Here is a 23,933-nt window from a genome sequence, read left to right as displayed (position 1 = left end):
ACAGAACGCAGGGACGGCCCCTGCGCTTGTACGTCACCACGCCATCACGCAGCGCGCGCGATGAAGCTCAGCTTCTCAACATAGGATCACACCAGATGCGGCGGGCTCGGTTCTTCCACCGCGAAGCGGTTTAGTTCAACTAGAAATAGGCATCTAAAGCCTCGTGAACACCGTATAAATTGTAACGCGTCAAAATAGTCGCACAGGTTCAGCACCTGCCGGCGAATAGTAAGTCCCGAGGGAAAAAGGCAAGCGCGTCACGCGTGCCGGTGTGGGAACGACCGCTTTGGGGTCCTTTGCGGCCCCTGCCCTCCGCATCAGCGGTAGCGCCGTATCCCCCACACCCTTTCCGCCCAATCAAGACGAGCGCCCTGCGACGCACGGCAAGGACGGGGTTTCGCGAGGACCTGTCGAGCCCGCACAGGGGGTGCCACGCGCGATGCTGCTTGCAAGTGACGGGCAGTTGAACGCGTCGAGCTGGTGCGGCGAGTTCGCAGCGCCGTCCTTGTCGGGCGTCGCAGGGTTCCGATGCCGCAGCGGCAGCGCAGGCAGCGGCGCGAGGAGGGCGGGAAGGGTGTGGGGGATGCGGCGCGGAATCCAATGAGTGACCAACGCGCAGTCTTCCGGCGGTTCTGCTCCAAGAAGGGTGTGACGGGCGCGGTGGCGGTCGTGCGGACGCCTGCAGGTAAAAGTCAAAATGGATCCCCGATCGCGTCCGCTATCGCGGACTCGTCGGGGACGACGCGACAAGATGTCGCGTCGGCTGCGGCTATCGCCGGTCGGGAATGACGAGCACATCGGCATAGCCGTTGCATAAGGCCTGCCGGATGCCGCTAGAATCGCAAGCAGCACGCGAAGCCGGAGGAGCCGATTGGAGAAGGCAGTCGCACGGTTCGAGATTCGTTACACGCAGTTCCTCGACGAGCACGGGAAAGCGACCGGGGAATTCCCCGATCATTCGAAGAACCCCGACGAGCTCGTCGACCTCTATCGCTGGATGGTGCTCATGCGCACCTACGACGCGAAAGCGATCGCGCTCCAGCGCACCGGCCAGCTCGGCACCTACGCCCCCATCCTCGGCCAGGAAGCGATAGAGGCCGGCGTCGGCTCGACCATGCACTCCGACGACGTCTTCCTCATGACCTACCGCGAGCAGGGCGTTCAGCTCATGCGCGGGGTCACGATGACCGAGCTGTTCCTCTACTGGAGCGGCGACGAGCGCGGCAGCGATTACCAGGGCCCGCGCCGCGACTTCCCGATCTGCATCACCATCGCCGCGCATTGCACGCACGCCGCGGGCGCCGCTTACGCGATCAAGCTCAAGGGCGAGAAGCGCGCGGTGGTCTGCGCGCTCGGCGACGGCGCGACGTCCAAAGGCGATTTCTACGAAGGCATGAACGCCGCCGGCGCGTGGAAGCTGCCGGTGATCTTCCTCGTGACCAACAACCAGTGGGCGATCTCGGTGCCGCGCAGCGTCCAGAGCGCCGCGGAGACGCTCGCGCAGAAAGCGATCGCCGCGGGCATCCCGAACGAGCAGGTCGACGGCAACGACATCGTCGCGGTGCGCGACGCCATGAAGCGCGCGCTGGAGCGCGCGCGCAGCGGCGAGGGTCCGTCGCTCATCGAAGCCCTCTCCTATCGCCTCTCCGACCACACCACCGCGGACGACGCGAGCCGCTATCGCAGCGCCGACGAAGTCGCCGAAGCGTGGAAGCGCGAGCCGGTGCTGCGCCTTCGCAACTACCTGTCCGCTGCGGGTGCCTGGGACCGGGCGCGCGAGGAAGCGCTGGTGCGCGAGTGCAACGAGCAGGTGCAGGCGGCGGTACAGGCCTATCTCGACACGCCGCCGCCCAGGCCCGCGGACATGTTCGAGCATCTGTACGAGACGCTGCCGCCGGCGCTCGAGTCGCAGCGTTTGGAGGCGCTCGGCCCCGAGCCCGAGCCGGCGGGCGACAAAGACACGGCGGTGGTCTGATGGCGGAGATCACCCTCGTAGAGGCCATCAACCTCGCGCTCAGCCACGAGTTGCAGCGCGACGAGTCGGTCGTCGTGCTCGGCCAGGACGTCGGCCGCGACGGCGGGGTCTTCCGCTCCACGCTGGGGCTCGTCGACAAATTCGGCCCCGAGCGCGTCATCGACACGCCGCTCGCCGAAGGGATGATCGCCGGCATGGCGATCGGCATGGCGGTCGAAGGCATCAGGGCGGTGGCCGAAATCCAGTTCTCCGGGTTCGCCTACACCTGCATCGACCAGATCCTCAATCACGCGGGGCGCATGCGCTACCGCACCCGCGGGCGCATGAGCTGCCCGATGGTTTTGCGTACGCCGTGCGGCGGAGGCATCCACGCGCCGGAGCACCATTCGGAAAGCCCCGAGGCGATGTTCGCGCACACGCCGGGCATCCGCGTGGTCTATCCCTCTTCGCCGAAGAGCGCTTACGGCCTGCTGCTCGCGGCTATCCGCGATCCCGATCCGGTGGTCTTCCTCGAGCCCACGCGCCTCTACCGTCTCTTCAAGGAAGACGTGACCGACGACGGCGCTGCGCTGCCGCTCGACACCTGCTTCACGCTGCGCGAAGGCACCGACGTGACGCTCGTCACGTGGGGCGGCATGGTGCACGAGACGCTTCAGGCGGCCGACACGCTCGCCGAGGAAGGCTATGCGGCGGAGGTGCTCGACGTCGCGACGCTGAAGCCCTACGACCTCGAGACCATCCTCGCGTCGGTGCAGCGCACCGGTCGCTGCGTCGTCGTCTCCGAAGCGCCGAAAACCGCGGGCTTCGCCTCCGAGATCGCGGCCGCGGTCGGCGAGCACGGCCTGCTCTATCTCATGGCGCCGGTCGGGCGCGTCACGGGTTACGACAGCGTGATGCCGCTCGCCCGCCTCGAAAAGCAATACATGCCCAGCGCCGAGCGCATCGCCGACGCCGCGCGGCTCGCCATAGGATGGTCCGGATGAAGATCTTCGATTCAGCCGACCTCGCCGCAGCGAGGACGGCATGAAAATATTCAAGCTCCCCGACCTCGGAGAAGGATTGCAGGAAGCCGAGATCGTGCAGTGGCACGTGAAACCCGGCGACACGGTGAAGCTCGATCAGCCCATGGTGTCGGTCGAGACCGCCAAGGCGATCGTCGACATTCCCGCGCCGTACGCCGGCAAGGTGGAGCGCCTTTACGGCAATCCCGGAGACATCGCGCACATCGGCGCGCCGCTCGTCGGCTTCGAAGGCGAAGGCTTTGATGCGAGCGCGGGCACGGTGGTGGGCAGCGTCGAAGTCGGTCAGAAAGTGGTGCGCGAAGCGGCGATGGGCCCGGCGCCGGCGCCCAGCCACGGCATCAAGGCGATGCCCGCGGTGCGCGCGCTCGCGAGGAAGCTCAACGTCGACCTCGCGATGGTCACGCCGACCGGCACCGACGGCATGCTCACGCCCGGCGACGTGCAGCGCGCGGCGCGCATCCTCTCCGAGCAGGGACCGATCGAGCTGTTGCGCGGCGTGCGGCGCGCGATGGCGCAGAACATGATGCTCGCCAACGCCGAGGTCGCGTCCGCGACGATCATGGACGACGCGGATATCCATGCGTGGCGCCAGGGTGCGAACGTGATGCTGCGGCTCATCCGCGCGATCGTCGAGGGCTGCCGCGCCGAGCCTTCGCTCAACGCGTGGTACGACAGCCAGCGCATCGGGCGCTGGGTCGTCAAGAAGGTCGATCTCGGCATCGCGGTCGACGCCGCGGACGGGCTGCTCGTGCCGGTGCTGAGGAACGTGGGCGAGCGCGACATGGACGACATCAAGGCGGGACTGCAGAAGCTCGTCGAAGACGCGCGCGCGAGACGCGTGCCGCCGGAAGAGCTGCGCGGCCACACCATCACGCTGTCGAACTACGGGACCATCGCGGGGCGTTACGCGTCACCGGTGGTGGTGCCGCCGACCGTCGCGATCGTCGGTGCGGGACGCATCCGCGACGCGGTGGTCGCGGTGGACGGCGCGCCGGCGGTGCGAAGGGTGATTCCCTTGTCGCTGACCTTCGATCACCGCGCGGTATCCGGCGGCGAAGCCGGGCGGTTTCTCGCGGCGATGATGGCGGATCTGCAGAAGGCGGAGTAACGCTCGAACGGTCATCGCGAGGAGCGCAAGCGACGCGGCGATCCCGTGACGCACGGAGCGGACGCTCCGGGATTGCTTCGTCGCTGCCGCTCCTCGCAATGACAGTCCGTCAATCGTCGAGCGGCCCGCCGCGCGACGGGCTGTAGCCGTCGCCCGCCAGCCCCGACATCTCGTGGAAGCTCGCCTTGCGCGGCTGCGCTTCCTGGCGCGGCGCGCCGATGCGCTCGCTGCCCGTCGAGACCTGCGCGACCTGCTCCTCCTGCGCCTGCGGCTTCTGCTCCTGCGACTGCTCCGCCCACGCCGCACCGGCACTGCAAGCCAAAGCGACCATCGCCACCTGAACGATACGTTTCATGATCTGTCCCCTATCGGTTGGTTCGACGTGACGATCACGTCGATAGGGGCGCATCGTAGTGAGCCGCACCGCGCCGCGTAATTGGCAGCAGCGCCTAATCGAATTTGTATGGGATGGGCGGCCTAGCGGATCGTGCCGACGACCGGGAACGCGAAACGTAAAGCCTGAACACGTCATTCCCGCGCAGGCGGGAATCCATTTTTGACTTTGGGTTTGAAAATGGATTCCCGATCGCGCTGGCGCGCGTCGGGAATGACGCGAAATTTCAGCGTTCGGTCGGCAGACCGTTGTCGTTCCAGTCGATCATCCCGCCCTGCAGGTTGTAGACCTTGTCGAAGCCGAGGCCGGAGAGGATGGCGGCGCCGGTGGTGCTGCGCACGCCGGAGCGGCAGACGACGACGATGGGCCTGGCTTTGTGCGCGATGAGCTCGCCCGCGCGGTCGGCGAGGTCGCGCAGCGGGATGAGCGTGCTGCCGGCGATGTGGCCGAGCTCGCCGGTGTATTCCTGCGGCTCGCGCACGTCGACGACGAAGGGCGGCTCGCCCGAGCCCATGCGCATCGCGACTTCCTGCGCGTTGAGCTGGCGCACGCTGTTCAATTGCACGAGGTCGGGGAACTTGGTCTTGTCGTCTTCGATGGCGGACTGGTTGGGCTGCAGCACTTCCTGGATCTTCTCGGGTAAGGGGAAATTGAGGCTCGCCATCAGCGCCACGTATTCGTCGCGCGAGCGGCCGGCGACACGCGGGTTGGCGCGCTTCTCCTGGCCGATGGTCGAGCTGGTGTTGCCGCGGTAATCGTGGGCGGGATAGACCACGGTATCGTCGGGAAGCTGGAAGAGCTTGCCCGCGATCGAGTCGTATTCGGCGCCCGCGTCGCCGCCGGCGAAATCCGCGCGTCCGGTGCCGCCGATGAGCAGCGTGTCGCCGGTGAAGACGCGCCCGTCGACGTACAGACTGATGCCGTCGGGCGTATGGCCCGGGGTGTAGAGCACCTTCACCTCGAGGTCGCCGATGCGGATGACGTCGCCGTCGACCACGTGGTCGGTGGCGACCGGCACCGGCGCCCGCCGGTGCATGACGAGGCGCGCCCCGGTGAGGTCCCTCAGCAGGAACGCGCCGGTGGGGTGATCGGCATGGGTATGGGTGTCGATGACCGCGTGGAGCTTGAGCCCCTCGTAGGCGAGCAGCGACAGGTAGCGGTCGACGTGCCCCTTGACCGGGTCGATCAGCGCGGCGCACCTGGTGCGCTCACACGCGATCAGGTAGGTCTTGCACTTTCCGCGGTTGAGCTCACGAAACAGCATGTCAGGACTCCTGCGCGGTTGTAGCGCAGGCGCCTCGCCTGCAGGGTTGGAGGCCCCTCTGGCAGGCGAGGCGCCTGCGCTATGCATTATGCGACGTGCGCGCGGGGATGGCCCAGCCTGCCTTCCGGCGATTTGACCGGTTTCTCGCCCGCGCACTGCACGCGGTGCATCACGCGGTTGTAGCCGCCGTCGAAAGGATCGCGGCGGTGCATGACGCAGCGGTTGTCCCACATGAGGATGTCGCCCGGACGCCAGACGTGGTGCCACGTGTATTCGGGACGCGTCGCGTGCGCCCACAGCGCCTCGAGCAGCGCCTCCGATTCCTCGACGCTCAAACCGTCGATATAGGCGTTCGGACGGCGGCCGAGATAGAGCGCGTCGCAGCCGGTGTCCGGGTGCGTGCGCACGATCGGGTGCAGGGGCCCCGGCGCATCGCGCACGTCGGAGACCGGCTTGAAGCCTTCGCGCAGGTCGCCGGCGCTGTTGTAGGTCATGTCGTGCTTGATCGAGCGGCCTTCGATCTTGGCGCGCAACGCCGGATCCAGCATCTCGAGCGCGTAATACATGTTCGCGAACCCGGTGTTGCCGCCGCTGGGCGGGATCTCGAGCGAATAGAGCGCGCTGTACGCCAGCGGGTTCTCGCGGTACGAGTTGTCCGAGTGCCAGATCACTTCGGCGTCGCGCAGCACGCCGATTGCCTGGCCGTTTTCCAGCACGTTCGAGACGACGACGATCTCGGGGTGCGTGCGGGCCTTCTCCTTGCCGGTCTTGGCGAGCGGCGCGCAGTCGAGCGTGCCGAAGCGGCCGCCGAACTCGATGAGCTCGGGATCGGACAGATTCTGGTCCCGGATCACGATGACCAGGTGGTCGGCAGACGCCTTGCGGATCGCGGCGACGCCGGCGGCGTCGAGGTTGCGCACGTCGCCGCAGCGCACTTCGGCGCCGAGGTATTTACCGGTGGGGAGGACTTCGATCTGCGTCTGGGATTTCACTGCGGACACTGCGGACAAAACGGACTCCTGACTTTACTGCGGCTCGATACGGGCAGCCTTCACGATATCGCCGTATTTTCGGATGTCGGCGCGGAACGCTTTAGCGAATTGCGGCGGCGGGTCGGCCCGGGCCTCGTAGCCCCCGCTCGCCAGAAAATCCTTCACCTTCGGCTCGTGCACCGCTTTCGCCGATTCGGCGTGGAGCTTCTCGACGATCGCCGCAGGGGTTTTCGCGGGCGCGAACAGGCCGTGCCACCCTGAATCGTAGTTGAAATCGGGCAGCCCCGCCTCGGCGATCGTGGGCACGTCGGGCAGCGCCGGCAGGCGCGACGCCCCGCTGAAACCGAGCGCCTTCAGCTTGCCGGACTTGAAATGGGGAGCGCCGACCGCCGCGGCGGTGAACGTGAGCTGCACTTCCCCGCCGAGCGCGGCCGTGAGCGACGGTCCGCCGCCCTTGTACGGCACGTGCAGGAGCTGGATCCCGGCTTTCCTCGCCAGGAGCTCGCCCGCGAGGTGCTGGCCGTTGCCGATGCCCGGCGAGCTGTAGCGCAACGGGCTCTTTTTCGCCATGGCGAGGAGCTCTTTCACCGAGCCGATCTGCGAAGACGGGTTCGCCGCGAGCACGTAACCGAGTCCGAGCGCGGGATTGGTGATGGGAACGAAGTCGCGCTCGGTGTCGTACGGCAGCTTCTTGTAGATGCTCGGGTTGATCACGAAGGAGAACGAGTTGTACATGATCGTGTAGCCGTCCGGCACCGCCTTCGCGACGATGTCGATGCCGAGGATCCCGTTGGCGCCGGCGCGGTTGTCGATGACCACCGGCTGGCCGACCTGCGCCTCGAGCTGCTTCGCGAAAACGCGCCCCAGCGTGTCGACGTTGCCGCCCGCCGGAAACGGGAACACGAGCCGTATTGGCCGGGCGGGATACTGGGTTTGCGCGAGCGCGCTGCCAGCGGCCAGCGCCGCGAGCGCGACGGTGACGAAACGTTGCATGCTCCTCCTCGGCGGGCCTTAAGCCTCTACGAATACATCACTACGAAAAAGCTTTTGAACCGCAAAGGACGCAAAGGACGCAAAGGAACCCCTCTCGTCGGGTGGCTGACATCAGGCCATCGCATACAAGTAGCGGCGTCGGGCGTTCGCACCCATCGCATCGCTTTCCTTTGCGTCCTTTGCGTCCTTTGCGGTTAATTAGCTTTTGATCTTTCTACTTCAACCGCTTCAGGATCTTGATGCGCTGAACCGTATCGCCCGCGAGGTGGGTCCACACCATCGCGTCGCGCTGGAGCTTGTCGACGCGCGCGTACATGCGGCAGCCTTCGGCGCCGTGGATCTCCATGTTGAGCCGCGTGACGCGCTGGATGATGTCGGTCGACAGGTTCATCGCAAGGCCCGCGTTGGCACCGATCGGGCCGCCCTGGTCGCGCTCCCACGCCACCCGCATCACGTACGAGCGCAGCGCTTCGGTCAGCGCGTGCATCTCGTTGATCTTCAGCTGCACGAGCTGGTGGTCCCAGACGAGCTTGCCCGCGCGCTTGTGGTTCTTCGCGAAGTGCATCGACATGCGGATCGCGTCGTCGCACACGCCCACCGCGTTCGCAGCGAGCTCGAGGTCGCCGAAGATGTCGCCGCCGGTGGTATCCCCCGCCGCCGCTTTCGCGCCGCCGTTCACCTGCCCCACGACGTTCGCATGCGGGATGCGGCAGTTCTCGAAGATGAGCTCGGCGTTCTGATAGAAGCGCCAGCCGCGCTTGTTGAACACCTTGCCGACGCGGAAGCCCTGGGTTCCCTTGGGCACCATGAAGAGCGTGCCGCCCTGCTTCACGTTCACTTCGGGGTTGGTGCGCGCGTCGACGAAGAACAGCGAGCCGACGCTGCCGTTGGCGATGAAGCACTTCTCGCCGTTGAGGATCCACTCGTCGCCGTCGCGCTCGGCCTTCAGGCGGAAACCGGCTTTCGGCGCGTCCTCGGGCGGGAAGCGGTTGTCGGAGCCCGCGTTGGGCTCGGTGATGCCGCGGCCCATGAGGTATTTGTGGTCGGCGAGGAAAGGCTTGAGGAAGCGCTCTTTCTGCTCGTCGGTGCACGACGCCGAGATGAGATGGCTCCACTTCCAGTTCTGGCTGAAAGCCTTGGAGATCGCGCTGTCGCCTTTGGCGAGCTCGGCCATCACGATCGCCTGCGTCACGAAATCGGCGCCGGGCCCGCCCCACTCTCTCGGCACCGCCAGCGTGCGAAAGCCGAGCTTCGAGCCCTTGACGATGACGTTCCAGTCCCACGGCTCGAAGCCGCCTTCGATCTGGTCGCGCTCGACCGACAGCGGGCGGATCTCCTCCTCCGCGAACCTGCGTGCTTCCTGCTGCCAGTGCCTCTGTTCTTCGTTTAACGAGAAATCCATTTAAGCGGCTTCCTGCTTGCGTTCGAAACCCGCGACCGCCTCGGCCAGCCCAAGCTTGGTCGCGCTGTCGTGGTCCGCCGAGTGCAGGAACACCATGGTGTCGTGCACGTATTTCTGCAGCGGCATGTCGCGCATCACGCCCATCGCGCCGAAGCATTCGGCGGCGCCAAGGGCGACCTCTTCCATCGCTTCGGCGGTGTAGGTGCGCGCCATGACCGCGAGCGGAAGCGCGTCGACGCTGCGATCGGCGACCGCGTCCGGGTTATCGAGCGTCCACGCCGCTTTCCAGATGAGGCTGCGTGCGAGCTCGAGCTTGGTCGCGCAGTCGGCGAGAATCGTGCCGATCGACTGGTGCTGCACGATCGGACGCCCGCCCTGCACCCGGATCTTGGCGTAATCGACCGCGGCATCGAATGCAGCGCGGCCGACCCCGAGATTGATCGCCGCAGTCTGGATCGCGGCGCGCGCGGTGTACGCCTCGCCGCAGAGCGGCGTCTGGCCTTCGGCCCCCACGAGGCTCGCGGCGGGTACGCGGCAGTTCTTCAACGTGACTCTCGCCCCGGTGCCGTGCTGCCAGCGAATGACGTCCACGCCTTCGGCGTCGACTTCGCCCGTCGCTTTCGGCGGCTCGCCGATGGTGAGCCCGGGCGTGTCTCGCGGCACGAGCAGCGTCGAGAGGCCGTTGCGGCCGGTCTTTTTCGGGTCGGTGCGCACCTGCAGCGCGAAGAGCGAAGCGACCGGCGCGTTCGCGACGTACGCGTATTCGCCGTCGACGATCCAGTCGCCGTTCGACTGTTTGACCGCCGTCGGCTCTCCGCCCGACTCCTCGTCGTAATCGCGGTGGTAGTGCCAGCCGCGCACCGCGTCGTAGTCATGAGCGGCGAGCGCGAGGTGCCCGCGGCGCTCGTCGAGGAACGCGGGCAGGAACTTCGCACGTTGGTCGGTGCTGAGCGCTTCGTCGAACAGCGCGGCGCCGAGCTGCGAGGTTAGGCCGAGCACCATCGCGAGGTCGACGTCGCCCGCCGCGAGCTCTTCGAGGACGATCGCGGAGGTCATGGTGTCCGCACCCGCGCCGCCGGCGTTCTCGGACAGCGCCAGCGCGCGCAGCCCCATGCGCGAGGTCTCGTCGAGGAGATCGAGCAGCAGAGGCTTCTCGAAAGGCTGCAAGCGGTCGGAGTGGATCGCGACCGGGTGCACTTCGCTTTTGACGAAGTCGCGGATCGTGTCGCGGAACTCGAGCTGTTCCGGCGTGAGATGCAGGTTGTACAAGCAATCCTCCAGTGAGCTTATGCCGAGGGAACCCGGCGGGATGGCCGGCCTTTTAGTTGTTATGGCTCGGCTTGCGCTTCGTGGTTACTGAATCGTAGTGGGCATGCCGCCCAAGCGCAACCCACGCCCGCCGCTGCTATAGTCGGGCGACCAGGGAGGAAGCATGGACAAGATCGTCTTCAGGTTCGGCGGCTATCAGGGGCCGTCGTCGATCAATACGCGCGGCGGTGTGCGCTTCGGTGAAGTGCTGACACGCGAGCTGGGAGAGCGCATCCGATTCGAGCTCGTCGGCGACGTGCTCGCGCTCGGCCGCAACTCGGGGGACCTGCCCGGCATGGTGGAAAGCGGCGAGCTCGCGGGGTGCTACATGTCCACCGTGCGGTTCACGCAAGAAGTCCCCGAGCTCAAGGTGCTCGAGCTGCCCTTCGTCGTGCGCGACCGGCCGACGGCGATACGCGCGCTGAACGGCCCGCTCGGCGAGCTGTTCGTGAAGCGGATGCACGAGAAGACGCCCTTCCGCTCGCTCGGCTTCTGGGACAACGGCTTCAGGCACGTCACGAACAAGGTGCGGCCGATCCATACGCCGGCCGACTGCAAAGGCATGCGCATCCGCACCCAGATGAGCGCCCTGCACGCCGAAGCGTTGGGCGCGATGGGCTTCGAGACCATATCCGTCGATATCAAGGAGTTCGTCGAGCAGGCCAAAGGCGAGCGCTTCCAGGCGCAGGAGAACCCTTTAACGAACACCTTCCACTTCGGCGTGCAGAAGCTGCACCGCTGGATCACGCTCACCGGGCATTTCTTCGGATCGAGCGCGCTGATCTGCAACGCCAAGCTTTACGAGAGCTGGCCCGAGGACGTGCGGCGTGCGGTCGACACCGCGGCGCGCGAGGCGACGGCGTTCCAGCACGCGCTCGCCGCCGAGGAAGACGACGCGATACTCGCGAAGCTCGATCCGAAGGAGAACGAGTTGATCAGGTTGACCGCCGCCGAGCACGATGCGTTCGTGAAGGCGGTCGAGCCGGTGCTGGCGAAGCACCGGAAGGCGCTCGATCCGAAGTTGTTCGAGTACCTGAGCTAGCTGTCATCGCGAGCCGCCGACGGCGGCGTGGCGATCCCGTGGCGCACGGTTTCCGTTCGCAACGGGATTGCTTCGTCGCTACGCTCCTCGCAATGACACCCCGATGCTCAACGCAGCTTGATCTTGTTGCGGATGGCGCCGATCTTCTCGACTTCGCACACGCACTCGTCGCCGTCCTTGAGATAGACCGGCGGCTTGCGCGAGAACCCCACCCCGAACGGCGTGCCGGTCGGGATGAGGTCGCCGGGGTTGAGCGTCGTGCCCTGTGAGATATACGAGATCAGCTTGGCGACGCCGAACACCATGTTCCTGGTATTCGAGATCTGCATCTCCTGCCCGTTGAGCACCGTGCGCACGGTGAGCGTCTGCGGATCCGGAATCTCGTCGCGCGTGACGATGTACGGGCCGTACGGACACGAGGTGTCGAACGACTTGCCGCGGTCCCATTGCTTGGCGTTGGCGAACTGCTGGTCGCGCGCGGAAACGTCGTTGACGGTCGTGTAACCGCAGACGTAATCGAGCGCCTGCGCTTCGGGGATGTTCACGCCGCGTTTGCCGATGACCACGCCGAGCTCGACTTCGTAATCCACTTCCTTCGAGAACGACTCGGGCCACGACAGGTCGTCGAACGGTCCCGCCACCGAGTTCGGAAACTTCGCGAAGAGCACCGGCTCGCCGGGCACCGGCAGGTTCGCTTCCTTGCAGTGGTCGATGTAGTTCAGCCCCACGGCCACGATTTTCGACGGCGAGAAGATCGGCGCGACGATTTGCACGGCGCTTAAGGCGTGCTTCGTGGCCGCCCCGCTCTTCACCGCGTCGCGCACGCGCGCGAGCATTGCATCGCCGCCTTTCACGATCTCCAGCAGATCGCCGTCGGCGCCGGCCGGAAGGCCGGCAGCCGCGAGATCGACGACGTCATCGCCGTCCACAACGCCCGGGCTCGTCTTGCCGCCGGCACGAAACGTCAGTAGCTTCACTCTCTTCTCCTGTCAGGTCAGCGAGCGGCGCGAGCTTCCTTCTCGTACCACTCGAGTATCCGCTCGCCGGTCCAGAACACCACGCCTTCCTGCTTCGCCAGGAACTGGAAGACGCGCTCGAAATACTTGATGCGGTGGGGCACGCCCGAGATGTACGGGTGCACCGCGATCGCCATCACCTTCGGGCGCTTCGCCGATTCGGCGTACACGCGCTCGAAGTAGTCCATGCAGCGCGTCTCGAACTCGCTCGACGGATAGCGGCCGACCATCATCATCGTGATGTCGTTGAGCTCGACGCTGTACGGCATCGTCACCAGCGTGCCGTGCGCGGTCTCGATCTCGCACGGCTCGTCGTCGATCACCCAGTCGCCGATGTAGCGGATGCCCGCCTCGCGCAAGAGCTCCGGCGTATCGAGCGTCTGCGTGAGACCCGGTCCCAGCCAGCCCACCGGCGGCTTGCCGGTGTAATCCCTGATCACGCTCACCGCTTTCTGGATCATCGCGCGCTGGTCGGGCTCGAGATGGATGGGACGCTGGTCGTACGAATGGCCCATGAACTCCCAGCCGCCGTCGCGGCAGGCGCGCGCGACGCGCTCGTAATCGATGCAGACCCGCGCGTTGATCGAAACGGTCGGTACGATGCCCAGCGAATCGAGCGCGTCCTTCAGGCGCCAGAAGCCGACGCGGTTGCCGTACTCGTGCCACGACCAGTGGGGCACGTCGGGAAGCTGCGTCGTGTTCGTCGGCGGCGGCAGCACCTGGCGCGGCATCGGCCGATTGATGTCCCACACCTCGACGTTCACGATGGGCCATACGACCAGGCGCGCGCCGCCGGGGAGCTTCAACGGCGGGCGGTCGACGATCGCGGAGTACGACAGGCGTTCGGAAGGAAGCATGCGCGTGGGCTTTCAGGAAATGGGCTGCACGCGGATTATAGGCCCGGCTCTCCTGCGTGATACCTTGGCGTCCAGACCGACAACGGGAGGACGCGCGTGGCCGACGAGAATCCCTACCAGACGCCGCAGGCGCGAGTCGAGGACACGGTCGACGACCAGAAAGGCATCGAGGACGTGAGGACCGGTCAGCGGCTCGTCATCTTTGCGGTGCTGCTCAACCTGCTGTCGATCGTCCTGAGCCTGGCGGCGCTCGCGATCCTGACTCTCCCGCTCCAGCTCGTCACCCTCGTCATGTCGTTCATGGGCGTGCTGCGCGTCGCGCGAGGCTTCGGCATGTCGACGCTCGCCAAGGCCGGGCTCGTCATCCTGATGTTCGTGCCGCTCGTCAACCTCGTCACGCTCGTGGTGCTGAGCTCGCGCGCCACCTCGCGGTTGCGCGGCGCCGGCTACAAGGTCGGCCTGATGGGAGCGCGGGCGAAGGCGCAGTAGGCGCGGCCCGCGGTCAAAGCCCGCGGATCGCCTCGATGCCCGCGGGGATCTCTCCCCGCTCCACACGCTTCACCGCTTCGTTCATCCTGGCGTGGGTCGGCGCGGGAACGCCGATCGCAGCGCCGGTGTCGGCGACGTAGCCGTTGATGAAATCGGTCTCGGTGCGCCGGCCTTTGCGCATGTCCTGGGCCATCGAAGGACGCTGATCGTCCGAGCGCGTCTTCGCGTTCTCGGCGAGGATGTCGCTGATCTCGGTCAGCGCGTCCTTGCTCCCCTCGCCTGCGCGCGCGAGGGTCTCGGGGTCCATGCCGAGCATGCGCTCGAGCTGGTAGCCGAGGGCCTGGCCGACGCGCACCGCTTCGGAGCCGAGACGGATCGAAAGCCAGCGCGGCTCTTGGTTCAGGTCTCTTTGATTGCCGGACAGGCCGCTCGCCGCCGACAGGCCGTTACGCATCGAGTTGACGACGAGCTTCGACCAGCGCTCGCCCCAGAGGTTGGTCGTCACCTTCGCGCTGTCGGCGCTGCGCAGCAGCTCCGCGACTTCCAGCGCCCGCGGCGTCACGCGTCCGTGCACCTCGCCGACGCGGTAGACGACGTGATGCTCCCCGCCCAGCGGCACGGTGCGCTGGATGTGACCGGCGTGGGTGAGCTCGGCGGCGACGAGGCTCGCGATGCACCCCAGCGTTTTGCCCCAGCCGACGATTCCCGCGATGCGCTCTTCGTTGATGCAGTTCTGGAGGGAGACGACGAACCCGTCCGGCGCGAGATAAGGCTTGATCATCTGCGTCGCCCATTCGGTGTCGTACGACTTCACGCAGACGAAGGCGATGTCGATGGGCCGTTCCTTAGAGAAGCGCTGGACGTCGGTGATGTGGAGCGCCCTCACGGGGATCGAGCACGTCTCTTCCGGCGTCATGCCGGCGATCTGTATCCCGTGCTCGCGCATGTACTCGACGTGCTCCGGCCACGCATCGACGAGCGTGACGTCATGCCCCGCACGCGTCATGTGCCCGCCGGCATACCCGCCGATCGCGCCGGCGCCGATCACCACTATCCTTTTATTCATGCTGTCCCTGGATCAAAACAATTTGAACCGCAAAGGACGCAAAGGACGCAAAGGAAAAGCTATTGAACGGGCGCGGGCGCCTCGCACTATCGCTTTTTCCGATATGCGACACCGCAAGGTCAGCCACCCGAGAAATTCCTTTGCGTCCTTTGCGTCCTTGGCGGTTAATCTGCTTTTTCAGCTTTTGAGCTTTGCGACGATCGCCTGAGTGAACGCCTTGGTACCGGCGGTGCCGCCCAGGTCGCGGGTGATGGACTTCTTGTCCGCGAGCACTTCGGACAGCGCCGCGTCGATGCGGTCGGCGGCGTCGCACTCGTCGATGTAGCGCAGCATCAGCACCGCCGAGAGGATCATCGCCATCGGGTTCGCGAGGTCCTTGCCCGCGATGTCCGGCGCGGTGCCGTGCACCGCTTCGAACATCGCGGCGTCGGGACCGATGTTCGCGCCCGGGGCCACACCCAGTCCCCCGACCAGGCCGGCGCAGAGGTCCGACACGATGTCGCCGTAGAGGTTCGTCAGCAGCAGCCCGTCGAACGTCTCGGGCTTGATGACGAGCTCCATGCACAGCGCGTCGATGACCCGCGCGTCGGTCGTGATGTCCGGGAAGCCCTTGCCGATCTCCTGCGCTGCGTTCAGCCACAGCCCGTCGGTCATCTTCATCACGTTCGCCTTGTGGCCGATCGTGAGCTTCCTGCGGCCGGTGCGCTTCATGTAGTCGTAGGCGAACTTCGCCACACGCTCGGTGGCGCCGCGCGTGATGCGCTTGATGCCTTCGGCGGTGTCGGCGTCGATCATGCGCTCGTTGCCTACGTAGAGGTCTTCGCTGTTCTCGCGGAAGATCACGAGGTCGACGTTCTCGTAGCGCGTGCGCACGTTGGGATAGGTCTTGATCGGCCGCACGTTGACGTAGAGCCCGAGCTCTTTCCGCAGCGCGATGGCGAGGCTGGGATAGCTCCCTTCGCGCACCTTGCCGTCGACGCCGGGACGCTCGACTTTGACGCGGAAGCCGCCGCCGAACGGGGTGTAGGTGGGACCCTTGAGCAACAGCCTGGTGCGCGCGAACGATTCCCACACCTGCGGCGGCATCTGCGCGCCCGACTGCTTCTCCGCCTCCTGGCCGATGACGGCGATCTCGAACTCGAGCTCGGCGCCCGAGGCTTCGAGGACCGCGCGTGCTGCATGGGTGACTTCCGGGCCGATGCCGTCGCCCGGGATGAGACTGACTCGATGCATGTACAACTCCTGCCGGTTAATCCGCTTCCGCGGTCAACGCGTTCTTGAACGCCTTGATGCGAGCGAGGATGAACGGCGTCGCGATCGAGATCGCCGACAGCACCACGAGCGTGATGGTGATCGGGCTGCCGACGAAGATCTGCGGGTCGCCGCCCGAGATCGTCATCGCCTGCCTGAACGACTGCTCCATCATGCCGCCGAGCACGAGCGAAAGCACCAGCGGAGCGACGGGGATCTGGACCTTGTCGAAGACGTAGCCCACGACGCCGAAGAAGAGGATGAGATAGAGGTCGGTCATGCTGCCGTTGATCGCGTACGCGCCGATGACCGAGATCGCGACGATCAGCGGATACAGGATGCCCGCCGGTATGTAGAGCAGCCGCACGAACAGCCCGATCAGCGGCAGGTTCAGGATCAGCAGCATGACGTTGCCGATGTACATGCTGTCGATGAGGCCCCACACGAGGTCGGGACGGTTCTGGAAGAGCAGCGGCCCCGGCTGTATGCCGTACATGATGAACGCGCCGAGCAGCACCGCGGTGGCGCCGCCGCCCGGGATGCCGAGCGAGAGCAGCGGCACCATCGCGCCCGCGGTGTCGGAATTGTTCGCCGACTCGGGTCCCGCGACGCCTTCGATCGCGCCGTTGCCGAATTCCTCGGGGTGCTTCGACATGCGCTTCTCGGTGGTGTACGAGAGGATCGACGCGATCGTTCCGCCCGCGCCCGGCAGCACGCCGATGATGAAACCGATGATGCCGCCGCGCCAGATCGGACCGACCGAGCGGTCCCACTCCTCGCGCGTGAGCCAGAGCTTGCCCTTGATGCGGATCATCTCGGCAGCCGTGCCCTTGTACAAGCCTTCCATGCCGCGGAATACCTCGGAGAGCGCGAACAGCCCGACCACGACCACCACGAAACCGACGCCGTCCTGGAATTCCGGCACGCCCATGGTGAAACGCGGCTGCCCGCTCTGCAGATCGATGCCGACCGTTGCAATCATCAGGCCGGCGATCGTCGAGAGCAGCCCTTTCGCGGGTGACGCGCCGGTCAGCGATGCGACCGCGGTCATCGCGAACAGCATCAGCGTGAAATACTCGGCGGGCCCGAACTTGAGCGCCATCGAGGTGAGCGGCACCGCGAAGAGCGTCAGCGCGACGACGCCGACGGTGCCTGCGATGAACGAGCCGATGGCGGACACCGCCAGCGCGGCGCCCGCGCGGCCATTCTTCGCCATCTCGTAACCGTCGATCGAGGTCATCACCGACGCGGCTTCGCCGGGCGTGCGGATCAGGATCGACGTCGTCGAGCCGCCGTACTTGGTGCCGTAATAGATGCCGCACATCATGATGAGCGCGGAAGTCGGGTTCATCCCGAACGTCACCGGGATGAGCAGCGCGATGCCGGCGGACGGCCCGATGCCGGGCAGCACGCCGATGATCGTGCCCATGAAGACGCCGAGGAAGGTGTACCAGAGGTTGATCGGCTGGAGGCAGACGGCGAAGCCGTTGATGATGTGAGTCAGCGTGTCCACGATCACCTCACAGCGGCAGGATGCCGGGCGCGAGATTCACGCCGAGCACCTTGGTGAAAAGGAGATACGAGCCCGCGCAGAACAACACCGCCGTGAGCACGTTCATGAGCGGCCGCTTCTTGTTGAAGTACATCATCAGCGGCACGAGGTAGAGCGTGGTCGCGACGACGTACCCGAGCCGTTCGAACACCATGAAGTAGAGGAACGTCCACACCGCGACGCCGGCGACGATCGCCGGCGCGCCGCGGCCGGCCGGCTCCGAAGCGGAGGCCTGGCGGTTCGCGGGCGCCGCTTTGCGCGCTTTCACCATCTCGAACAGGAGCAGGATCGCCGCAAGGACGAGGCCGACGCCGAGCAGCCGCGGAAACGCCTTGGGACCGAGCGGGTCGCCGATCTCGAGCGTCGGCAACTGCTCGGTCGCGTAAAGGTATACACCGGCTAGGACGAGGGTGCAGACGAAGATCACGCGGTCGGCCATGGGCTCCTCCTGACGCAGGGTCACGCGTTTGATGCCCCGCTGTTATTAGACCGGGAAGCATCTTAACCCATCGTTCCCGGGGGCGGCATCTCGCCTTGACCCGCAGGGACCGTTTCGCTATTTTTGAATGTCTGACAGCCCGGTCCGCTTCCCAAAGCCCGCGCGCGGCAGTCTCCCGTTTCACCCTACCCAACACGCAAGCTCGTTGCCAAAGGGGTCGGCACACCCAGGAGTCACTTTCATGAGTCATAACCTCTTCGAATCTCTTCAGCAGTTCAGCTACGGCGGCAGGACGGGGCAGTACTACTCCCTGCCCGCGCTCGAGAGGGCGGGCCTCGGCAAGGTATCGCGCCTGCCGCGCTCGTTGCGGGTCGTGCTCGAATCCGCGCTGCGCAACTACGACGGCATGAAGATCACCGAGACGCATCTCAAGAACCTCGCCGGCTGGAAACCGACGGCCAAGCGCACCGAAGAGGTGCCTCTCGTCGTCGCGCGCGTGCTGCTGCAGGACATGACCGGCGTGCCGCTCGTCGTCGACTTCGCGGCGCTGCGCGAAGCGGCGAAAGCGATGGGCAAGGACCCCGAGATCATCGAGCCGCTCGTCCCGGCGCACCTCATCATCGATCACTCGGTGCAGATCGACACCTACGGCACGCCCGACGCGCTGCGCAGGAACATGGAGATCGAGTTCTCGCGCAACCACGAGCGCTACGAGTTCCTCAAGTGGAGCGCACAGGCGTTCAAGACCTTCGAGACCATCCCGCCCGGCAACGGCATCTGCCACCAGGTCAACCTCGAGTACATCTCGCGCATCGTCTGGAGCAAGGGCGACATGTGCTATCCCGACAGCCTCGTCGGCATCGACTCGCACACCACGATGGTCAACGGCCTCGGCGTGCTGGGCTGGGGCGTGGGCGGCATCGAAGCCGAAGCGGCGATGCTCGGCCAGCCGATGTACTTCCTCGAGCCCGACGTCGTCGGCGTGCACATGACCGGCCGTCTCGGTGAAGGCGTCACCGCCACCGACCTCGCGCTCGCCGTCACCCAGCTTCTGCGCAGCCGCAAGGTCGTCGGCAAGTTCGTCGAATACTTCGGCGACGGCGCCGCGTCGCTCGCCCTGCCCGACCGCGCGACGATCGGCAACATGTCGCCGGAGTACGGCGCGACGTGCGGTTTCTTCCCGGTCGACGAGTGCTCGCTGGAGTTCCTGAAGATGACCGGCCGCGCCGACCTCGTGCCGCTGGTCAGGGCGTATTACGAAGCGCAGGGCATGTTCGGCATGCCGAAGAAAGGCGAGATCGATTACAGCGAAGTCGTCGAGCTCGACCTCTCGACCGTGAAACCGTCGGTCGCGGGTCCGCGCCGACCCCACGACCGCATCGATCTCCCCGCGCTGAAAGACGTGTTCCAGGGCCTGATGAAAAAGCCGTTCGTCGACGGCGGCTACGGCAAGGCCGACAGGATGGACGAGCGCCACCTCACGTCGAAAGCGGGCATCGACGTCGGCCAGGGCGACGTGCTGATCTCCGCGATCACCTCGTGCACCAACACCTCGAACCCCGGCGTGCTGCTCGGCGCGGGACTGCTCGCCAAGAAAGCGGTCGAGAAAGGGTTGAAGCCGCCGGCACGCGTGAAGACCTCGCTCGGACCGGGCTCCCTCGCCGTCACCGAATACCTGAAGAACGCGGGCCTGCTGCCTTACCTCGAGCAGCTCGGCTACTACGTCGCGGGCTACGGCTGCACCACGTGCATCGGCAACTCGGGCCCCCTCGATCCCGCGATCGAGGAGACCGTCGTCAAGAACGACCTCGTGGGCGCCGCGGTGCTCTCCGGCAACCGCAACTTCGAAGCGCGCATCCACCAGGCGATCCGCGCCAACTTCCTGATGAGCCCGCCGCTCGTGGTCGCGTTCGGCCTCGCCGGCACGGTCAACATCGACATGTCGAAAGACCCGATCGGCACCGGCAAGGACGGCCAGCCGGTGTACCTGCGCGACATCTGGCCGACGCAGCAGGAAGTCGCGAGCTGCATGAAGTACGCCACCGACGCCGACATGTTCAAGAAAGTGTTCGCCGCGTTCAAGCAGGGCAACCCGCTGTGGGACCAGATCCCGGCCGCGCTCGGAGCGGTCTACAAGTGGCAGGACAAATCGACCTACGTCCGGCTGCCGCCGTACTTCGAAGGGTTCGGCATGCAGCCCAAGGCCGTCAGCGACATCAGGGGCGCGCGCGTGCTCGGCATCTTCGGCGATTCCATCACCACCGACCACATCAGCCCCGCCGGCGGCATCAGGCCGTCCTCGCCCGCGGGCCAGTACCTGCAGGAGAACGGTGTCGCGGTCGCGGACTTCAACACCTACGGCGCGCGGCGCGGCAACCACGAGGTGATGATGCGCGGCACGTTCGCCAACGTGCGCATCAAGAACCTGATGCTGCCGGGCACCGAAGGCGGCATCACGATCCACCAGCCGTCGGGACAGCAGATGTCGATCTATGAGGCGGCGATGAAGTACAAGGCCGCGGGCGTGCCGTCGGTGGTCTTCGGCGGCGACGAATACGGCCAGGGCTCGTCGCGGGACTGGGCGGCGAAAGGTCCGCAGCTCCTCGGCGTGCAGGCGGTGATCGTGCGCAACTTCGAGCGCATCCACCGCGCCAACCTCGTCTTCATGGGCGTGCTGCCGCTGCAGTTCAAGGAAGGCACGACCGCGCAGACGCTCAAGCTCGACGGCTCCGAGACGATCGACATCACCGGCATCGAGCAAGGCATCACGCCGATGCAGGACGTGACGATGACGATCACGAGGAAGGACGGCAAGAGCGAGCAGGTGCCGCTGCGGCTGCGGATCGACACGCCGATCGAGGTCGATTACTACAAGCACGGCGGGATCCTCCCCTACGTGCTCCGTGAGCTGCTCGCTGCAGCCTGATCGTGTTCCGAGCGGCGTTTACGAGACGCCGCTCATCCCGCAGGCCGGCATCCACAAGGTGCCGGCCTGTTTTTGTACGGGCGACTGGATAAGTGGTTAAGAAAGGTTCGGCGGCGATCATCGCCGCGGCGTTTGCAGCATCCGTCCCAGATCACGCAGCAGCGCAGGTTCCGCCGGCGGCAACGCGCGACCTCGGCAGTCCGGAGGAGCGGTTCCGCGTGAAGCCTCCAGCGGGGCTGCAACTCGACACGCCCGCGCCGGCGGCGCCCGCCCTGCCCGGCGAGACCGTGCTCGTCGAGCGCTTCCGCTTCTCCGGGTCGACGATCGTGCCGGAATCGGAGCTCCAGGCGATCGTGGCGCCGTGGACAGGCAAGCGCCTGTCGCCCGACGAGCTGCGAGCCGCCCTCACGGCCGTCACTGCGCACCTGCGCGAGCGCGGCCTGTTCGCCGCGCAGGCCGTGCTGCCGAGCCAGGATGTCAGTGCGGGCGAGATACGGATCGATATCATCGAAGGCCGTATCGGCAAGGTCGACGTCGAGCAGCCCGCCGGGTCGCGCCTGCGTCCTTCGGTTGCACGCGGCTATCTCTCATCGTTGCAATCCGGAACGCTCATCGCGCGCGGGCATCTCGACACGCCGCTGCTGTTGTTGAACGACCTTCCCGGCGTGCGCGTCGAGCCGTCGCTGACGCCCGGTTCCCTCCCGGGCACCGCCGATCTCGACGTGAAGGTAAGCGATGAACGTTTGTTCGGCGGTTTCGTGCGCGTCGATAACCACCAGATCCGGGAATTCGGGGAGATCCGCTACACCGCTCAAGCAAGGCTGCGAAACCCTCTCGGAATCGGCGATCTCGCCACCGTCGAAGGCTACCGCTCGAATACCGGCGACGAATTGGGCGCGGGCGCAAGCTACAGCGCACCGATCAATTATCACGGCACCCGACTGGGTGCTCAATTCGGCCGCTACCGCTACCGGCTCGGCGGAGACTTCGAAGCACTGCGCCTCAACGGCGACTTTCGACGATATTCGGTATTCGCGGCGCATCCCGTGCTGCGTACGAACAACAGTAATCTCACGGCGTACGCCGCCTACACCGACGTCGAATACAACGATCGCATCGACGCGGTCGCGCTGGCGGGAACGACGCGACATCGATTCCTCACCGCACGTCTCGCGGGAGATCTGGCCGACGGCCTGTTCCGGGGAGGCGTCACCGCCTTTTATCTCGAGTACCAGGGAGGCGACGTCCGCGGCAACACGCCCATCGAGTCGCCGGCACTCGGCACCAGCGGCGGATTCGATCGCGGGCGTATCCATTTCGAGCGGCTGCAGCAAGTCACTTCGGGCTCTGCCGCCTTCGCGTCGTTCACCGCGCAGGTCGCGTCCAAAAATCTCGCCGCGGGCCGGGAAATATTGCTCAGCGGACCGCAAGGCGTTCGAGCCTATCCCGTTGAGGAGCTACCCGCCGACCAAGGGTACCTGGTGAAGCTCGAGTACCGTCATCGCCTGCTTGCCGGCGATCGCTGGCGAACAACGGCGACGGGGTTCGTCGACTACGCTCACGGGCGCTTCAACAAAGAGCCGGTCGTCGGCACGGCGCTGAATACACGCGATATCTGGGGCTACGGCGTCGCGCTTGCGGCCGCCCACGATGCGGGCTTCAGTGCGCAACTGATGTTCGCGTGGCGCGGCAGCGCTGCACCGTTGACCGATCCAGGGAGAAGTCCGCGTATCTGGTTCGCAGCAACTCAGCAATTTTGAGCGTCGTGCTACGATCCGATCTGCTCGAAAGGGGGCAACAGAATGCAAGTCCGCGCGGCACGGCTCGCGCGCGCCGCTTCCGCGTGCGCGCTACTCCTGCTGGGTTCAAACGCCATCGGCAATCCGACAGGCCCGCAAGTCGTCTCCGGCAGCGCGACGGTTACCGGCCTCGGCACTAACAACGTCACGGTAACGAACGGCGGGAATGCGGTCATCAACTGGCAAGGCTTTTCCATCGGGGCGGGCCAGACCACGCAGTTCGTTCAACCCTCCGCGTCGAGCGCCGTGCTAAACCGTGTCGTAGGGCCGAACGTCTCCTCGATCTCGGGCTCGCTGCAATCCAATGGACGGATATTCCTGATCAACCCCAACGGCGCGCTTTTTGGGGCAGGCGCACAAATCAACACCGCAGCGTTCACGGTGTCGACCACGAACGTCTCTGACGCGCAGTTCCTCGCCGCAGGCGGGATTGGTAACGCTATGGCGATAAGCGCCGCAGGATCATTGTCGGTTCAAAGCGGCGAGGTATCGATAGGTACAGGCAACACGATTTCCATGAATGCTGCCTCCGTTCTAACGATCGGTGGTGATGTCGCGTTAGGTGCCCTGACTACGTCCGGGACACACGCCGGCTCCGGCGCAATAGTGACCGTCGGCAGCCTCGGCGCCCTCACGAATACCGCCACCGTCACATTCGCGGGCGACAACTCGGGCGCCGGACGGACGCTCGCGATCTCGAGCAATCCTGGCAGCGGCATTACGACGAATTTCGCGACCGCCGTCGGCAAGACCAATACAGGATCGCTGTCCATTACCGACGCAACTACGACTCTCACAAGCACCGCCGGGACCGCAGGAAACCTTACCATCCTTAGCGCGGGCTCCGGGTTATCGGGTACCGCGCCTCTGACCCTCGCCGCAGCGCCGGTCACAGTCAGTACCCAACCCTCGGGCCCTGCCGCGCCTGTGATAGGCGTCGCTGGGATCAGAAGTGCGAGCGTGGCCGCGCCGATTGCGCCACGCACCGGCACGATGCTCAACCTGCAGAAACGCGAGCCGATCTACTGATTCACGGCT

General features: G+C 65.9%; 20 protein-coding genes. 8 read left to right on the top strand and 12 right to left on the bottom strand.

What is annotated here, in order from left to right:
- Nucleotides 1–871: 871 nt before the first annotated feature.
- The 3 genes from pdhA to VHP37_28000 are packed head-to-tail and all read left to right on the top strand — an operon-like array spanning nucleotide 872 to nucleotide 4,105.
- On the top strand, nucleotides 872–1,975 hold the full coding sequence (gene pdhA, locus VHP37_28010) for a pyruvate dehydrogenase (acetyl-transferring) E1 component subunit alpha (protein ID HEX2830217.1): 1,104 nt from the start codon (nucleotides 872–874) through the stop codon (nucleotides 1,973–1,975).
- Complete coding sequence (locus VHP37_28005) at nucleotides 1,975–2,958, top strand: alpha-ketoacid dehydrogenase subunit beta (GenBank protein ID HEX2830216.1); 984 nt, start codon at nucleotides 1,975–1,977, stop codon at nucleotides 2,956–2,958. Before pdhA ends, VHP37_28005 begins: the two co-directional genes overlap by 1 nt.
- Nucleotides 2,959–2,998: 40 nt before the next feature.
- Entirely contained in the window at nucleotides 2,999–4,105 is a 1,107-nt protein-coding gene (locus tag VHP37_28000) for a dihydrolipoamide acetyltransferase family protein (protein ID HEX2830215.1), read from the top strand.
- A 109-nt stretch (nucleotides 4,106–4,214) separates the two neighbouring features.
- Here the strand turns inward: VHP37_28000 and VHP37_27995 are convergent, their stop codons facing one another.
- From VHP37_27995 to VHP37_27970, 6 genes are all read right to left on the bottom strand, one after another.
- On the bottom strand, nucleotides 4,215–4,460 hold the full coding sequence (locus VHP37_27995; GenBank protein HEX2830214.1) for a hypothetical protein: 246 nt from the start codon (nucleotides 4,458–4,460) through the stop codon (nucleotides 4,215–4,217).
- A 265-nt stretch (nucleotides 4,461–4,725) separates the two neighbouring features.
- Entirely contained in the window at nucleotides 4,726–5,763 is a 1,038-nt protein-coding gene (locus VHP37_27990) for an MBL fold metallo-hydrolase (GenBank protein ID HEX2830213.1), read from the bottom strand.
- Between the two features lie 86 nt (nucleotides 5,764–5,849).
- Nucleotides 5,850–6,764: a TauD/TfdA family dioxygenase gene (locus tag VHP37_27985; protein ID HEX2830212.1), complete on the bottom strand. Its 915-nt coding sequence runs from the start codon at nucleotides 6,762–6,764 to the stop codon at nucleotides 5,850–5,852.
- Nucleotides 6,765–6,788: 24 nt separating this feature from the next.
- Nucleotides 6,789–7,748, bottom strand: a complete 960-nt coding sequence (locus tag VHP37_27980) for a tripartite tricarboxylate transporter substrate binding protein (protein ID HEX2830211.1) — start codon at nucleotides 7,746–7,748, stop codon at nucleotides 6,789–6,791.
- A 214-nt stretch (nucleotides 7,749–7,962) separates the two neighbouring features.
- On the bottom strand, nucleotides 7,963–9,150 hold the full coding sequence (locus tag VHP37_27975; GenBank protein ID HEX2830210.1) for an acyl-CoA dehydrogenase family protein: 1,188 nt from the start codon (nucleotides 9,148–9,150) through the stop codon (nucleotides 7,963–7,965).
- Nucleotides 9,151–10,419 (bottom strand): acyl-CoA dehydrogenase family protein, encoded by a 1,269-nt coding sequence (locus tag VHP37_27970; protein HEX2830209.1) that lies wholly within the window; start codon nucleotides 10,417–10,419, stop codon nucleotides 9,151–9,153.
- Nucleotides 10,420–10,582: 163 nt separating this feature from the next.
- On the opposite strand from VHP37_27970, the gene VHP37_27965 reads away from it, so the two are divergent.
- A complete protein-coding gene (locus VHP37_27965; GenBank protein ID HEX2830208.1) occupies nucleotides 10,583–11,500 on the top strand; it encodes a TRAP transporter substrate-binding protein in 918 nt (305 codons plus the stop codon).
- A 107-nt stretch (nucleotides 11,501–11,607) separates the two neighbouring features.
- On the opposite strand, the gene VHP37_27960 is transcribed toward VHP37_27965, so the two are convergent.
- Together VHP37_27960 and VHP37_27955 are read right to left on the bottom strand one after the other, a co-directional pair.
- Nucleotides 11,608–12,477 (bottom strand): fumarylacetoacetate hydrolase family protein, encoded by an 870-nt coding sequence (locus VHP37_27960; GenBank protein ID HEX2830207.1) that lies wholly within the window; start codon nucleotides 12,475–12,477, stop codon nucleotides 11,608–11,610.
- A 17-nt stretch (nucleotides 12,478–12,494) separates the two neighbouring features.
- A complete protein-coding gene (locus VHP37_27955; GenBank protein ID HEX2830206.1) occupies nucleotides 12,495–13,373 on the bottom strand; it encodes a polysaccharide deacetylase family protein in 879 nt (292 codons plus the stop codon).
- Nucleotides 13,374–13,469: 96 nt separating this feature from the next.
- Between VHP37_27955 and VHP37_27950 the strand changes: the two genes are divergently transcribed.
- Complete coding sequence (locus tag VHP37_27950) at nucleotides 13,470–13,862, top strand: hypothetical protein (GenBank protein HEX2830205.1); 393 nt, start codon at nucleotides 13,470–13,472, stop codon at nucleotides 13,860–13,862.
- Nucleotides 13,863–13,875: 13 nt separating this feature from the next.
- Here the strand turns inward: VHP37_27950 and VHP37_27945 are convergent, their stop codons facing one another.
- The 4 genes from VHP37_27945 to VHP37_27930 form a co-directional block, all read right to left on the bottom strand.
- On the bottom strand, nucleotides 13,876–14,928 hold the full coding sequence (locus tag VHP37_27945) for a 2-dehydropantoate 2-reductase (GenBank protein HEX2830204.1): 1,053 nt from the start codon (nucleotides 14,926–14,928) through the stop codon (nucleotides 13,876–13,878).
- A gap of 177 nt (nucleotides 14,929–15,105) precedes the next feature.
- Nucleotides 15,106–16,161, bottom strand: coding sequence for an isocitrate/isopropylmalate dehydrogenase family protein (locus tag VHP37_27940; GenBank protein ID HEX2830203.1), 1,056 nt, complete (start codon nucleotides 16,159–16,161; stop codon nucleotides 15,106–15,108).
- 16 nt (nucleotides 16,162–16,177) lie between these two features.
- Nucleotides 16,178–17,692 (bottom strand): tripartite tricarboxylate transporter permease, encoded by a 1,515-nt coding sequence (locus tag VHP37_27935; protein ID HEX2830202.1) that lies wholly within the window; start codon nucleotides 17,690–17,692, stop codon nucleotides 16,178–16,180.
- A gap of 7 nt (nucleotides 17,693–17,699) precedes the next feature.
- On the bottom strand, nucleotides 17,700–18,170 hold the full coding sequence (locus VHP37_27930) for a tripartite tricarboxylate transporter TctB family protein (GenBank protein HEX2830201.1): 471 nt from the start codon (nucleotides 18,168–18,170) through the stop codon (nucleotides 17,700–17,702).
- 241 nt (nucleotides 18,171–18,411) lie between these two features.
- On the opposite strand from VHP37_27930, the gene acnA reads away from it, so the two are divergent.
- The 3 genes from acnA (at nucleotide 18,412) to VHP37_27915 (ending at nucleotide 23,924) form a co-directional block, all read left to right on the top strand.
- Nucleotides 18,412–21,096 carry an aconitate hydratase AcnA gene (gene acnA, locus VHP37_27925; protein HEX2830200.1) on the top strand — a complete coding sequence of 895 codons (2,685 nt, stop codon included), beginning with the start codon at nucleotides 18,412–18,414 and terminating at the stop codon, nucleotides 21,094–21,096.
- A 92-nt stretch (nucleotides 21,097–21,188) separates the two neighbouring features.
- Entirely contained in the window at nucleotides 21,189–22,856 is a 1,668-nt protein-coding gene (locus tag VHP37_27920) for a ShlB/FhaC/HecB family hemolysin secretion/activation protein (protein HEX2830199.1), read from the top strand.
- A gap of 42 nt (nucleotides 22,857–22,898) precedes the next feature.
- The gene (locus VHP37_27915) at nucleotides 22,899–23,924 is read left to right on the top strand and encodes a filamentous hemagglutinin N-terminal domain-containing protein (GenBank protein ID HEX2830198.1); all 1,026 of its coding nucleotides are present in this window, start codon (nucleotides 22,899–22,901) and stop codon (nucleotides 23,922–23,924) included.
- Nucleotides 23,925–23,933 lie beyond the last annotated feature (9 nt).

The sequence above is a fragment of the Burkholderiales bacterium genome, assembly GCA_036262035.1.
Classification (GTDB): Bacteria; Pseudomonadota; Gammaproteobacteria; order Burkholderiales; family SG8-41; genus JAQGMV01.
This window is presented reverse-complemented; position numbering and strand designations above follow the sequence as displayed.